The organism is Bacteroides sp., assembly GCF_052357945.1.
Classification (GTDB): domain Bacteria; phylum Bacteroidota; class Bacteroidia; order Bacteroidales; family Bacteroidaceae; genus Bacteroides.
The window spans coordinates 27008-40920 of sequence record NZ_DAWCXD010000037.1 but is presented as its reverse complement, the minus strand read 5'-3'; the positions used below and the strand labels follow the sequence as shown (position 1 = coordinate 40920).

Sequence of the window (13913 nt, the reverse complement as noted above, 5' to 3'; positions counted from 1 at the left end):
CATCACAAAAGCCTAAAGGCTTATCCATATAAACTCAAATTTCCTGAAAACTAATCTTCTTTTTACCTAAAAACGTCTTACCTATTGTTATCCTTTTACCTTCTATTAAAAACTTATCCTATTGAACTAAACTAAAAAACTTTTAATACCTTAAACTGTCTAATCTAATACCTCTATTTAATATTTTCTTTTACCTTATAAACTAACAGCAATTTCTCAACTGCTTTGCAAAGGTACGAATATTTTTCGTGTGCGCAAACGGTTTTATATTTTATAACACTTCCGCAGGCTATAAATCTTTCACATCGCTCAATGCAACCAGCTTATTTACAATAGCATAGATAGTCAAACCGGCAGCACTATGTATTTGCAATTTTTTGCTAATATTTCTTCGGTGTGTAATCACCGTATGAATCGACAAAAAAAGCTTTTCCGCTATTTCCTTATTTGTCATTCCCTTCACCACACAGATAACGATTTCCTTTTCCCGCTGGCTAAGCGTATCCTGATTATCCATCCCTTCTTCTTCGGAAACCACATTCAGCAAACCCGCAATTTTCTTAGAAAGAGTTTCCAAATCATCGAATATTGAAATAGACTCATCATACTTACCCAATAATGAAGCATCTACAAAAGAAGTAACCAACGCTATTAAACGTATCCTTTTACCGGATATTTCTTCTCGAAACTTAGCTACATCAAAGTAATCACCAAAAGCAGGATTGACAATCAACATCTCGGGACATTGCGTCCGGACGCAATCGTGCAAAGCTTCAACAGACAACAATTCTATTGGTTGCACTTTTACGTTAGAAAGACGCTTCAATGCAGCAGTCAACCCACCACGAATAATTACAGAAGTTTCTGCAATAGCAATTCGAACGACCTCATTATTTTTCATTTTCCCTCATCCTCCTTTCCAAATTCAGAATAGCAGGAACAAAAATATAATCCTCCACTTTGCAATGAGATTCCAATCCGGCTTCGCAAGCATATATATCAAAAAGAGCCGCATTCAGAAGATTCTCATTTGCCTTGGCGGGACAATATTTTATAATGATATTTTTTAGTTCTGTCAACTTCTCCCCTACCTGATCGTGATGTTTGGAAAAGGTACTGATCTGGTAGTTTTTGGGAGCATTTCCTTTTATCAATGAATCGACATACTTAAAGACGGTTTTCTCTTCATAATCCATGTGCTTACGCACTTCTCGTGTATATTCATCAAAAAACTTGAGAATAAGGAAAGCCACATCGTCTTGCGAACAGTCGATTGCTTCGATCAGTTTACGACGAATAGCCGGAAGAGAAAAATCAAGAAAATAAATATGCGCCTGCCGCAGATAATCAATCAATGCAGGTATGGAAATATCATCTTTATCCCCATCGAGCCGGGAAAAACCTTCAGCCATAAAGTTGACTACAATCAGAAAAGTCCGACAGTCCACTCCATTTAGCTCACAAACTTCTTTGACTGTTTTGTCACCAAACCCCAATGAAAGCCCAAAACGACTCATCACTTGCAACAAAGAATAATTATCGCTGATGAGATCGATCATCTTATCAGTCGGCTTGTATTTCTGTAAATTATCCATCATACCTATGTATATTAGAGAGTGCAAAGAAACGGAATATTTTGCTGAAATGCAATCATCATTTATAGGTATTTTAAATCATCATTCATTGGCAAATACTAATTATACGCTACTATTTTGTGGCGCAACTTTAGGCAAGCTAGTCTTTTTTTAGTAATTTTGTCGCTATCTATTTGTAATTAGTAACTCATAATTTTATATTTAATAAAATGGCAAACGAACTCGAGCTGAAATACGGCTGCAACCCCAATCAAAAGCCTGCCCGTATCTTCATGAAAGAAGGAGAACTCCCCATCGAAGTATTGAACGGACGTCCCGGTTATATCAATTTGTTGGATGCGTTCAACAGTTGGCAATTAGTGAAAGAACTGAAAGAGGCTACCGGACTGCCGGCTGCCGCTTCTTTTAAACATGTCAGCCCTGCAGGTGCTGCTGTTGCGGTAGAAATGAGCGACACGCTGAAAAAGATTTATTTTGTGGACGACATGAAACTGTCTCCATTGGCTACAGCATACGCCCGCGCACGTGGCGCAGACCGTATGTCATCTTACGGAGACTTTATCGCATTGTCCGACACCTGTGATGAAGAAACAGCACGCATCATCAACCGTGAAGTATCCGACGGCGTCATTGCTCCTGACTATACTCCCGAAGCACTGGAGATTCTGAAGAATAAAAGAAAAGGAACCTATAATGTAATAAAGATAGATCCTGCATACCGCCCGGCTCCTATCGAACACAAAGATGTATTCGGAGTGACTTTCGAACAGGGAAGAAACGAATTAAAGATCGATGAGAGTCTTTTGAAAGAGATGCCTACGCAGAATAAGGAAATTCCGGCTGATGCGAAACGCGACTTAATCATTGCCTTAATCACTTTAAAATATACGCAATCCAATTCGGTGTGTTATGCCAAAGACGGACAGGCAATCGGTATTGGCGCAGGCCAACAGTCACGCATCCACTGTACGCGCCTGGCAGGAAATAAAGCAGATATCTGGTATTTACGCCAACATCCGAAAGTGATGAACTTGCCATGGATTGAAAAAATCCGTCGTGCAGATCGTGACAACACTATCGACGTTTACATCTCGGAGGATTATGACGATGTATTGGCAGACGGCGTTTGGCAGCAGTTCTTCACAGAAAAGCCGGAAGTGCTGACACGTGAAGAAAAACGGGCATGGCTGAATACGATGACAGGTGTAGCTTTAGGATCGGACGCTTTCTTCCCATTCGGAGATAATATAGAACGCGCGCATAAAAGTGGTGTCAGCTACATTGCACAACCGGGTGGTTCCGTACGTGATGACCATGTGATTGGAACTTGCGACAAATATAATATGGCAATGGCATTTACAGGCATCCGCCTATTCCACCATTAACAATATCGACTATTTTTATTCCATATATCCCCATTTATAATGAGAATGAGACAAATCTTCCATTATAAATGGGGATTTCCTATTTCTTCAAGACCCTCTATCTTTGCAGCGTTACATTTAAAAACGAATCAAAGATGAATAAAATTGGTGTATTTTATGGTTCCACAACCGGAACAACAGAAGACCTTGCCCGTCGAATTGCAGAGAAATTAGATGTACCATCGGCAGATGTATTTGATGTATCCAAGCTAACAGAGGCATTAGTCAATGAATATGACGTATTGGTGCTCGGCTCTTCCACCTGGGGAGCAGGCGAACTTCAGGACGACTGGTACGATGGAGTAAAAGTTTTAAAGAAATGTGATTTATCTCATAAGTCTGTAGCCCTGTTCGGTTGTGGCGATTCTGACTCGTATAGCGACACCTTCTGTGACGCAATAGGTATTCTTTATGAAGACTTGAAAGATACCCATTGTAAATTCTGTGGAGCAACAGACACCGCAGGCTATACCTTCGATTCTTCTATTGCTGTCGTAGACGGTAAGTTTGTAGGTCTTCCGCTTGACGAAGTCAACGAAGATAGCAAAACAGACGAACGTATCAGCGCATGGGCTGAACAAGTGAAACAAGAAATTAGCTAATTTTACCTTAACATAAAAAGAATACTTTGCATCATGGCAACTGAAAGAATCATCCCCGGCGAAATCCGAATTTTTCTTAATCATATTTATGAGTTTAAGAAAGGCGTACGCAACATGGTACTTTACACAATGAGTAAAGAGCACGAAGAATTTGCCATCCGCCGATTGAAAAATCAAAAGATCAGTTATATGATACAGGAAGTAGGTACCAATAAAATCAACCTGTTTTTTGGAAAGGCAGAATGTATGGAAGCCATGCGGCACATCATCATCCGTCCTTTAAATCAACTGACAGCCGAAGAAGACTTTATTTTGGGAGCCATGCTGGGATATGACCTCTGCCAGCAGTGCAAACGGTATTGCAGTAAAAAAGAAGGTATAAAGATTGCAGTTTAAGCGATAACCTTAGCATAAGTTTAGCTTTGTTTGTATGTAGTTTGTCTTGAGTCGGATCGTTTCTGAAAAGAGCAGTTTCCTGATGGTAGATATATCCAAGAAGACGTGTTGTGAAAGAAACGATTCGCTCAAATACAAACAAAAGCCACTCTTCAGCCCTGTATTGGTCGGCATTTTAATTTTCCATGATAGCCGACAGATGCTAATACGATAATCTCACATGCTCTCACAGACAAGGGCGTATGTCAGAAAATTTTATTATTCTGACATACGCCCTTGTCTGTTTTATTTCATTACATACATATCAATATTCGACTATTAATTTAAAATTACCTACATATGCTGAATTTAAGAAATAACTATGCCTACTATTGGGTATTGTAGCTTCTTTTAATCTACAATAACTTTGCAATCGAAAAATTTATAAAAAAGATGAGAAAATTAACTGCAATCATTATTTTTTTCTTCCTGTCATCTTATTGTACAATTATAGCACAGGAAACAGAAGAAATGTCTAAACAAAGTAAAACTTCTTCTACAGAAGAATATACTAAATTTCGTTTTGGAGGATATGGAGAAATGGCGGCGAGCTATAAAGATTATAACTTTAATCGTTTTACTCCAAATGGTTCCGGTAAACTTAACCGTGGAGAGATTTCCATTCCACGTTTTGTATTAGCCTTCGATTATAAATTTTCCTCCAAATGGGTATTGAGTACCGAAATCGAATTTGAATACGGAGGTACGGGAGCCGCTCGCGAAATAGAATGGTTTGAAGAGAACGGCGAATATGAAACAGAGATTGAAAAAGGCGGTGAAGTAGCTTTGGAACAATTTCATATCACCCGTCTCATTAATAAGCACATCAATCTGCGTTTCGGACACATGATTGTACCGGTAGGATTGACCAACAACCATCATGAGCCTATTAATTTCTTTGGAGTTTACCGCCCGGAAGGTGAAACAACGATATTGCCTTCTACCTGGCATGAAACAGGTATTGCCGTATTCGGTGAAATTGGACGGTTTGATTATGAACTTCAATTAGTCAATGGGCTTGATCCACAAGGATTCCGCAGCGAAGACTGGATAAAAAACGGCAGACAAGGAGCATTCGAAGTCAACAATTTCACCAGTCCGGCTTTTGTAGCCCGCGTAAACTACCATGGGGTAAAAGGATTAAGAGTAGGCGCTTCTTTCTACTACAACCAGACCGCAAAGAACGGAACTAAGCCTTGGAGAAATACAGGTTATAAATTTCCGGTAACCATTGTAACCGGTGATTTGCAATACAAAGGCTTTAATAACAACCTGATTGTACGCGGAAATGCCGTTTATGGAAACCTAGGAGCGAGCGGAGCCTTAACCACAATCAACAACAGCTCTTCAGCAGCTTCCGGCTACCCTAACACAACAGTAGCACAAAATGCAGTCAGCTACGGGGGTGAAGCAGGATATAATGTAGGTTCTTTCTTCCATTCAAAAGCTCCCCGTATCTATCCTTTTATTCGTTATGAATATTACAATCCGATGGAAAAGACAGAAGCTAACACAGGTTTGTTGGCCGACAAACGTTTTCAGGTATCAGCCGTAACAGCAGGATTGAATTACTACGCTCTACCCAATCTAGTGATTAAAGCAGATTACACTCACCGCTCCATAGGAGGTGGAAAATATAATGACGAAAATTTAGTCTCTGTAGGCATAGCCTATATTGGTTGGTTTATCAAGAAATAAATATAACTTTTTAATAGCAACGAAAATGAAAACATGGAAATTTTTGCCTATAATGGCAATAGGGGTATGTATGGCAATGACCTCTTGTAGTGAAGATTCTAAAAAAGAAGATGTTTCACCAAATCCATTTGTGGGTTTTAATACCCCGGACAGTGGCACTGCAACAGATGATGAATTAAAGGCTGCGGTTGAAACGTATGTAGATGATGTAGTGATTCCTACTTATCAAGATATGTACAATAAAGTAACCGCATTAAACACGGCAGTACAAAAGTTATCAACGTCCTCCAGTGATAATGATGTAGCCAATGCAGCAGACGCTTGGGTTGCAGCACGTAAACCCTGGGAAAAAAGTGAAGCTTTTCTATATGGTCCGGCAGATTTGAATAAGCTCGATCCTAGTCTGGATAGCTGGCCTTTGGATAAAGGAGGTATTGATGCAATTCTACAGTCCGGAAATTGGGAAGACGCTGTCGGAGGAGACGTAGACGACGGTGATGATGCACCAGCCGATGCACCACAGAACTTGCGTGGTTTCCATACAGCCGAATATTTATTGTTTGAGGATGGTGAAGCAAAAAAAATCACAGACCTGGATGCTAATAAAATAGGATACCTCAAGGCTGTTGTCGGACGTATGTCAAAAGACACAGAGCTTTTGTTAAAAGGTTGGACAGAAGGTAAAAATCTGGAGAACGGTGCCTATAAAGATGCAATGAAAGCACCTAACGGAACTTACTCTATAAGCAATATCAAACAATCTGTAGCAATGATACTAAACTCTGACAATGGTGCAGAAGGAATTGCCAATGAAGTAGGTGCAACGAAAATCGGAGATCCGGTAGATAAGTGGAACAGCGGAGATAAAGAAGGTGGTGTATTAGCCGTAGAATCCTGGTATAGCTGGAACTCTTTAGATGATTATACTGATAACATTTACAGCATCCGTAATGCTTATTATGGTAGTTTAGACGGAACTGTTGCCAGTGCAAGTCTGTGCTCTATCATGAAAAAAGTGAATCCGACATTGAATGACATGGTTGTTAAGCAGATTCAGGAAACAATCACAGCAATCAATGATATACCTCACCCATTCCGTAACAATTTAGGCGCTACTACTGAAGTTAAGAATGCTCAAAACCAATGCGCATTTTTATGCAGTGGTCTGGCTTTAGTCCGCGGAAAATTAGCAGGAGAATAAACAATATTAATTATGATGACTAAGTTCTTTCTTTTAGGAAAGCCGGTTATCAAAGCATTACGAGGAGGACTCCCAAGGCGATTGGGAAGAATCCTCTTTGTTGCGATAAATATAGGCTTCTTGCAAGGTTGTGATCATGATGCTTTCGACGGCATTATTTATAAGCCAAACGGAGAAATAGCAAAACCGGAGGAATTATCAGCCGGTATTTCCACTATTTTTTCTACCGTAAGTGGCGCTTATGACACCAATGCAGACTGGGTCACCGGTGAATTATTAACACGTTTCAATCGTGGCGATGGTTTGTATGACAATTCTCGTGGAGTAGGTACAGGCAGCGGTAATGGATTAGGACCTATTTTTGGAGGCTATTCCTGCGGAGCTTGCCATAGAAACACAGGACGTACTACTCCAGCATGGGTCACAGGTGGTTCCGGTGCAGGCTTTTCATCTATGCTGGTTTATATTACACGCAAAACCGGAGGATATTTCCCCGAATATGGTCGTGTATTACATGACCAGTCCATTTATGGCGTAAAAGCCGAAGGCAAAATAAAGATAACCACTACTACCGAAAAGTTCAAGTTTCCCGATGGAGAAGAATATGAATTAATAACTCCTCATTATGAAATAACAGATTGGTATGATTATGAAATAAAGCCCGAAGATCTGATTATTTCGGTACGTGCCCCCTTGCGGCATGTCGGCATGGGTCAGATGATGGCACTTAACCACAATGAATTGAAACAGTTGGCAGCTCAAAGTAACTATCCTGAATACGGCATTAGCGGACGCCTGAATTATGTGACGGAAAAAGGGAAATATGATATTGGAATATCCGGCAACAAAGCCAACCATCAGGATTTAACAGTAGAACTGGGATTCTCTTCGGATCTGGGGGTAACCAATGACCGTTTTCCACATGAAGTGGGCGAAGGACAATCACAAATGATGGGATTTGCCAACCAAGGTGTAGAGATTTCGACCCGTGACATGGAAGATGTCGATTTATATATGCAGACATTGGGAGTTCCTGCACGCCGCAACGTGGATGACGAAACCATCAAACATGGAGAGCAAATGTTCTATCAGGCAAAATGCCATTTATGCCATACCGTTACTTTACATACCCGCCCGCGAGGCAGCGTATTACTGAACGGAACTCAACTACCCTGGCTGGGCAATCAGATCATTCATCCCTACTCCGACTTCTTATTACACGACATGGGACAAGGATTAGCTGACGATTACCCTAGCGGCCTGGCACGCGGTTGCGAATGGCGTACTACTCCATTATGGGGAATCGGCCTGCAGGAAATTGTCAACGGACATACCTATTTCCTGCACGACGGACGGGCACGTAACCTGACAGAAGCCATCATGTGGCATGACGGCGAGGGAGCCGCTTCACGTTCCATTTTCTCCCGCATGTCGAAAGAAGATCGCGCAGCCTTACTAACATTCTTGAATAGTTTATAATATAATCAGCAACAACAATGAAAAAAAAATATCTAGCACTCGCGCTCACTGCATTTCTGTGCAGCCACTCTTATGCTCAAGATTCAAATGCAAAAGAAATCGATGATAAATATGTAGAGAATGATGTTGTTTCGCTGGCAGGAAAGAAAGGTTTTTCTTTTTCTACCAAAGCCGGTGATTTCTTATTCAAGCCCTATGCCTTAGTTCAAACCAGCCTCTCTTTCAACCGATATGACGATCAAGGTTTGGAAAGCCTTTATGCACGTAACTGGGCAAACAGTGGTTTTGCTATTCCGAACGCAATACTCGGATTTACAGGCAAGGCATTCGGGAAAGTTACATTCAATTTATCACTGAATGCGGCAAAAAGCGGTGCCGCCTTATTGCAACAAGCCTGGTTTGATGTAGCGCTCAAAGAATCATTCCGTATTCGTGTCGGGAAGTTTAAAACGCCGTTTATGCATGCCTATCTGACCACACTGGGGGAAACATTATTTCCGGTGTTGCCCAGTTCCGTGGCAGGTGGCGTATTAATGCCCTATGACATCAATGCTGTGAAGCCGAGCATAGCTACCGGCTTCGACCTGGGTGTTCAGATACATGGTTTGATTAACGGAAAATGGAATTATCAGTTAGGGATTTTCAATGGCACAGGGATTGATGTCAATTCGGCAACCAAAGGAATGTGTGATGATCATAAATGGCTGCCCCAACTGCTTTACTCCGGTCGCCTGGTATATATGCCCAAAGGTGAAATGCCAGCCACACAAGGTAATCCGAACAATCTGAAAGAAGATAAAATGCAATTCGGTGTATCTACATCTTATAATGCCGAGGCCGAAGATCATAGTAGCAGCGATTGGCGTATAGGTGCAGAGTTTGCCATGGTAAAGAACCGTTTCTACTTTGCAGCCGAAGGTTATTACATGAATATGCATTTCACAGAAATCATGCATAAAGACAAAGACCTGAATTACTGGGGAGCTTATGCACAGGCCGGTTATTTTGTAACTCCTAAATTACAGGCTGCTCTCCGTTATGATATATTCGATCGCAACGGGACAGACGAAGGCGGTTTGTTGAATATGCCTGCCATCGGAGCCAATTACTACTTTGTCGGTTCTAATTTAAAACTTCAGATGATGTACCAATATCTGGGCAGAACCGGTCATGACACGCAGACTGATCGTGATAATGATGGAGTGGGATTATCACGCCATAGCGTTACCGCTATGTTACAATTCACTTTCTAATGTATAGGAGGAGGAATCTGTCTATGAATAAAAGACTCAACTATTTATTGATAACCTGTGCCTGCCTAAACCTGTGTTCAGCTTGTGATGAAGGTAAAATCTATCCGGATGACACGATTGACAGTGGACGTACGGCTACTGTAACACTTCATTTCAACCATCTGGATGCTTGGCCGCAGAAAAACAATATGTCATTAATCTCCTTAGGTGAGGACGGAGTTACTCCCATATTGGTTAAGCGCATTCTGGAACCATCTAGCGAGGCAGAAGCTGTAACTGTAACATTAAACAACTTAAACGGAAACACGCGTAGTATTGCCGTAGCCGTTATCACGTCCGGAATGTCTTTGGTGCATGCGTATCAGTCATTTCCCGTAAATGCGTCGGATGAATCGCTGACTTTACCAGAGACAACAATCGAAGTGGCTTCATTCAGCCGCATCCAAACGCAAGTTTTCAATGCCAAATGTGTGATGTGTCATGGAGGAAGTACAACAACAGCCGGAGATTTGGATCTGACGGCAGCCAAAGCCTATCAATCACTGATTAATGTAAAAGCTCCCCATTCTGCGGAAGGAAAGAATTATGTCACTCCTGGAGATTTAAACAACAGTTATTTATTAGATGTATTAGAGCACGATAATCACATCGATATATTCAATGGAGCTGAACAACGTGAAGTTCGCGCTTTGATTCGGACATGGATCAAAGCAGGAGCCGAAAACAATTAACTTGTAACAGATTTTTTTGATATGAACAGCAAAAAACAACAACCCTTGAAATCAGAAAAGACTTTAGCAGAAATATTTAAATACGAAGTGGCAGACGGTGTTTCCGAGTATCATTTAATGATTCACGCAATCCAGCCGGAATCCACTTATGAAGAACAATTAAACGCCATTATAGATACATACTACCAATTACGGGAAAAAGAACTGCAAGGGACCGTCGCCATTTTCAAACGATACTTTTTGAGCGACGCTTCCAATCAGGCAGATACCTTGTTGGCACTTACTGCTGAAAGCTCGGATTGCGCACTTTCTATCGTAGAACAGCCACCATTGAATGGAACCAAAGTAGCAGTATGGATTTACCTTCAGACGAAAGTACAGACACAAATGCTGCATAATGGTCTTTTCGAAGTCAAGCATGGACCCTACCGTCACCTTTGGGGTGGCAGCTCTTTCAATCGGGCAGCCAACTCCGAATACCAAACCCGGCTACTATTAAACGACTATGTTATGCAGCTCATTGAACAAGGTTGCAAACTAGCCGCCAACTGTATTCGTACCTGGTTTTTCGTACAGAATGTGGATGTGAATTATGCCGGAGTAGTAAAGGCACGTAACGAAGTATTCGTTACCCAGAACCTGACGGAAAAGACACACTACATCTCCAGCACAGGTATCGGCGGACGCCATGCTGACCCCAAAGTACTTGTACAAATGGACACGTATGCCGTTGGCGGAATCAAACCCGAACAAATTCATTTCCTTTATGCGCCAACACATTTGAATCCCACCTATGAGTATGGTGTCAGTTTTGAACGTGGCACGTATGTAGATTATGGAGACCGGCGCCAAGTATTCATCTCCGGAACAGCAAGTATTAATAATAAAGGCGAGGTGGTATATCCGGGAGAGATCCGTAAACAGACAGAGCGGATGTGGGAAAATGTAGAGGCTTTACTGAAAGAAGCAGAATGTACATTTGATGATATGGGACAAATGATCGTGTATCTGCGTGACATAGCAGATTATACCATCGTCAAAGAAATGTACGACAAACGTTTTCCTTGTACCCCTAAAGTATTTGTACATGCGCCGGTATGCCGCCCGGGATGGTTGATCGAGATGGAATGTATGGGAGTAAAAACCTGTGAAAATAAGGAATACGCTCCCTATTAATATCATTAAAAAGATATGCCGTTGAAAAGATTACTTATCATTTTATACATCTGTCTGATAGGATTACTTGCCGCAGCCACTTTCATAGAGCAAGCATACGGGACAGAGTTTGTAGAAAGAAATATATATCACACAATCTGGTTTTGTTGTTTGTGGGGAGTTATTGCTGCAATAGGGGTTGTTGCCCTCATCCGACGTTCCTTATGGCGGCGACTTCCCGTTTTGCTGTTTCATGGCTCCCTCCTCGTTATCTTGGTGGGGGCCATGATTACATTTATCTATGGCGAACAAGGATATATACATTTACGTCCGGATACAGTAAAAAGCAGCTTTCATTCGCCACAGGGCGACAAGAACATTCATCTGCCATTCACGATGAAGCTAGATAGTTTCCGGGTAGAGTATTATCCGGGGACAAAAGCTCCCGCCGATTATGTCAGTCATATCAGCTATTCACTTCCCGGTCAGAAAGATTCCGTGCACAACGAATGCATCTCTATGAACCGTATCTTTACTACACAAGGCTTCCGATTTTATCAGTCCTCATTTGACGAAGACGGTCAAGGAAGTTGGCTGACAGTAAATTATGATCCATGGGGTACAAGAGTGACCTATAGCGGCTACATTCTACTGGGCATCTCTATGATTTTACTACTATTTTGCCGTCAGGGAGAGTTTCGTAAGTTGCTAAATCATCCCCTATTGAAAAAAGGAGGATTATTTATCTTATTCCTTTTCTACCTGACAGGAACAATGCAGGCACAGCAAACACCTCTTCGTGTATTAAACAAAATACAAGCAGACAGCTTGGCACAACAACAGGTTATTTACCATGACCGAGTAGTACCATTCAATACACTGGCAAGAGACTTCGTCAAAAAACTGACAGGAAAAATCTACTATAAAGGATTGACTCCCGAGCAAGTAATAAGCGGTTGGATTCTTTACCCGGATTCATGGAAGAATGAACCTATGATATACATCAAAAGTCCCGAACTGCATCATTTACTCGGTTTGGAATCTTCTTACGCACGCTTGACCGATTTATTTGACGGTCCAGTCTACCGTCTTCAGAAAACTTGGCAACAAGAACAGGGAAAAAGTAGCAAACTCGCCAAAGCCATCCAGGAAACGGATGAAAAAGTGGGACTGATCCTGATGCTGGAAAAAGGAACATTCATCCAGCCATTACCCACTGATGGTAGCGTGCAACCTCTCTCCGAACTGGAAGTGAAAGCCGAATTACTCTACAACCGGATTCCGTTCAGCAAGATTCTTTTTATGATAAATCTGTCATTGGGAGTGTTGTCTTTCATGCTTCTACTTCATAACAGCCTGCAAAGAAATACACCCTCGCCCAAAGCCAAAACGATTTCCCGCACAGCAGGAACGATCTTTTCTGTTGCACTCTATCTTGCTTTCATATTCCATTTAGCAGGATATTGCCTGCGCTGGTATATTGGCGGACGTGTTCCTCTTAGCAACGGTTATGAGACAATGCAGTTCATGGCACTCTGCATCCTCTTGATAGCCTGTCTGCTCCATCGAAGATTCTCATTTATACTTCCATTCGGATTCTTGCTCTCCGGCTTTGCGTTGTTAGTCTCTTATCTGGGACAGATGAATCCCCAGATCACCCCATTAATGCCGGTGCTCGTCTCTCCGTGGCTAAGTATTCATGTTTCATTGATTATGATGTCTTATGCCCTATTGGCATTCATCATGCTAAACGGAATACTGGCATTATGCCTCCGAAAAAAAGAATCGGAAAACAATGTCTCCGGAAACGACGCTGTACAAGACAACCGGATAGAACAGTTGACGCTAGTCAGCCGTTTGCTACTCTACCCTGCTACGTTCTTTTTAGGGGCAGGCATCTTTCTGGGAGCAGTTTGGGCAAACGTTTCCTGGGGACGATACTGGGCGTGGGACCCGAAAGAAGTATGGGCGCTGATCACTTTCCTAGTATATGGAGTAGCGTTCCATTCACAAAGCCTGCGCATTTTCCGCAAACCTCTATTCTTCCATATCTATATGATTCTTGCTTTCCTGACTGTCTTAATGACCTATTTCGGAGTAAATTATGTTCTTGGGGGAATGCATAGTTACGCAAATTCCCAAACCACTATATATAGCTAGTAACCGATAGAAGAATACCCATTTTAGGGGATTGCGGGAAAAGCGGAAAGCCCCTATCTTTGCAGTATCAGAATTAAATTAATTAGTCATAATTATATTACGTAGCCACATTAAAAATACATAGAAATCGGCCGAAGTGATTCACCCGCATTTCTTTTATTTGGTTGTTAAGTTGAAAAA

The 13913-nt window shown here is 41.6% G+C and carries 12 protein-coding genes; 10 read left to right on the top strand and 2 right to left on the bottom strand.

All coding sequences use genetic code 11. The annotated features are described in order from the left end of the window. Nucleotides 1-289: 289 nt before the first annotated feature. On the bottom strand, nucleotides 290-901 hold the full coding sequence (locus ACT8YW_RS09600) for a helix-turn-helix transcriptional regulator (protein ID WP_004312521.1): 612 nt from the start codon (nucleotides 899-901) through the stop codon (nucleotides 290-292). Beyond that, nucleotides 891-1595 (bottom strand): hemerythrin domain-containing protein, encoded by a 705-nt coding sequence (locus tag ACT8YW_RS09595; RefSeq protein ID WP_032841758.1) that lies wholly within the window; start codon nucleotides 1593-1595, stop codon nucleotides 891-893. The genes ACT8YW_RS09600 and ACT8YW_RS09595 overlap by 11 nt, the downstream gene beginning before the upstream one ends. A gap of 209 nt (nucleotides 1596-1804) precedes the next feature. On the opposite strand from ACT8YW_RS09595, the gene ACT8YW_RS09590 reads away from it, so the two are divergent. The 10 genes from ACT8YW_RS09590 (at nucleotide 1805) to ccsA (ending at nucleotide 13733) form a co-directional block, all read left to right on the top strand. Continuing rightward, nucleotides 1805-2980, top strand: a complete 1176-nt coding sequence (locus tag ACT8YW_RS09590) for a phosphoribosylaminoimidazolecarboxamide formyltransferase (protein WP_004312523.1) — start codon at nucleotides 1805-1807, stop codon at nucleotides 2978-2980. 134 nt (nucleotides 2981-3114) lie between these two features. Further along, nucleotides 3115-3621 carry a flavodoxin FldA gene (gene fldA, locus ACT8YW_RS09585; protein ID WP_004311873.1) on the top strand — a complete coding sequence of 169 codons (507 nt, stop codon included), beginning with the start codon at nucleotides 3115-3117 and terminating at the stop codon, nucleotides 3619-3621. Nucleotides 3622-3654: 33 nt separating this feature from the next. Then, nucleotides 3655-4017, top strand: a complete 363-nt coding sequence (locus ACT8YW_RS09580; protein ID WP_148367644.1) for a DUF2023 family protein — start codon at nucleotides 3655-3657, stop codon at nucleotides 4015-4017. Between the two features lie 432 nt (nucleotides 4018-4449). After that, nucleotides 4450-5754, top strand: a complete 1305-nt coding sequence (locus ACT8YW_RS09575; protein ID WP_444104752.1) for a hypothetical protein — start codon at nucleotides 4450-4452, stop codon at nucleotides 5752-5754. 25 nt (nucleotides 5755-5779) lie between these two features. Beyond that, nucleotides 5780-6955: an imelysin family protein gene (locus ACT8YW_RS09570; RefSeq protein ID WP_444104751.1), complete on the top strand. Its 1176-nt coding sequence runs from the start codon at nucleotides 5780-5782 to the stop codon at nucleotides 6953-6955. Between the two features lie 12 nt (nucleotides 6956-6967). Beyond that, complete coding sequence (locus tag ACT8YW_RS09565; protein WP_444104750.1) at nucleotides 6968-8434, top strand: di-heme oxidoredictase family protein; 1467 nt, start codon at nucleotides 6968-6970, stop codon at nucleotides 8432-8434. Nucleotides 8435-8451: 17 nt separating this feature from the next. Continuing rightward, nucleotides 8452-9687 (top strand): porin, encoded by a 1236-nt coding sequence (locus ACT8YW_RS09560; RefSeq protein WP_217724570.1) that lies wholly within the window; start codon nucleotides 8452-8454, stop codon nucleotides 9685-9687. Nucleotides 9688-9710: 23 nt separating this feature from the next. Continuing rightward, nucleotides 9711-10418, top strand: coding sequence for a hypothetical protein (locus ACT8YW_RS09555; protein WP_444104749.1), 708 nt, complete (start codon nucleotides 9711-9713; stop codon nucleotides 10416-10418). 21 nt (nucleotides 10419-10439) lie between these two features. Further along, on the top strand, nucleotides 10440-11594 hold the full coding sequence (locus tag ACT8YW_RS09550; RefSeq protein WP_049702559.1) for a Rid family hydrolase: 1155 nt from the start codon (nucleotides 10440-10442) through the stop codon (nucleotides 11592-11594). A 15-nt stretch (nucleotides 11595-11609) separates the two neighbouring features. After that, nucleotides 11610-13733 (top strand): cytochrome c biogenesis protein CcsA, encoded by a 2124-nt coding sequence (gene ccsA / locus ACT8YW_RS09545; protein ID WP_444104748.1) that lies wholly within the window; start codon nucleotides 11610-11612, stop codon nucleotides 13731-13733. The last annotated feature ends 180 nt before the right edge of the window (nucleotides 13734-13913 follow it).

Bases quoted from the DNA above. Each gene is read 5' to 3' on its own strand.
- fldA (WP_004311873.1), top strand. From the start codon at position 3,115: ATGAATAAAATTGGTGTATTTTATGGTTCCACAACCGGAACAACAGAA.
- ACT8YW_RS09555 (WP_444104749.1), top strand. From the start codon at position 9,711: ATGAATAAAAGACTCAACTATTTATTGATAACCTGTGCCTGCCTAAAC.
- ACT8YW_RS09560 (WP_217724570.1), top strand. From the start codon at position 8,452: ATGAAAAAAAAATATCTAGCACTCGCGCTCACTGCATTTCTGTGCAGC.
- ccsA (WP_444104748.1), top strand. From the start codon at position 11,610: ATGCCGTTGAAAAGATTACTTATCATTTTATACATCTGTCTGATAGGA.
- ACT8YW_RS09565 (WP_444104750.1), top strand. From the start codon at position 6,968: ATGATGACTAAGTTCTTTCTTTTAGGAAAGCCGGTTATCAAAGCATTA.
- ACT8YW_RS09550 (WP_049702559.1), top strand. From the start codon at position 10,440: ATGAACAGCAAAAAACAACAACCCTTGAAATCAGAAAAGACTTTAGCA.
- ACT8YW_RS09595 (WP_032841758.1), bottom strand. From the start codon at position 1,595: ATGGATAATTTACAGAAATACAAGCCGACTGATAAGATGATCGATCTC.
- ACT8YW_RS09575 (WP_444104752.1), top strand. From the start codon at position 4,450: ATGAGAAAATTAACTGCAATCATTATTTTTTTCTTCCTGTCATCTTAT.
- ACT8YW_RS09580 (WP_148367644.1), top strand. From the start codon at position 3,655: ATGGCAACTGAAAGAATCATCCCCGGCGAAATCCGAATTTTTCTTAAT.
- ACT8YW_RS09570 (WP_444104751.1), top strand. From the start codon at position 5,780: ATGAAAACATGGAAATTTTTGCCTATAATGGCAATAGGGGTATGTATG.
- ACT8YW_RS09600 (WP_004312521.1), bottom strand. From the start codon at position 901: ATGAAAAATAATGAGGTCGTTCGAATTGCTATTGCAGAAACTTCTGTA.
- ACT8YW_RS09590 (WP_004312523.1), top strand. From the start codon at position 1,805: ATGGCAAACGAACTCGAGCTGAAATACGGCTGCAACCCCAATCAAAAG.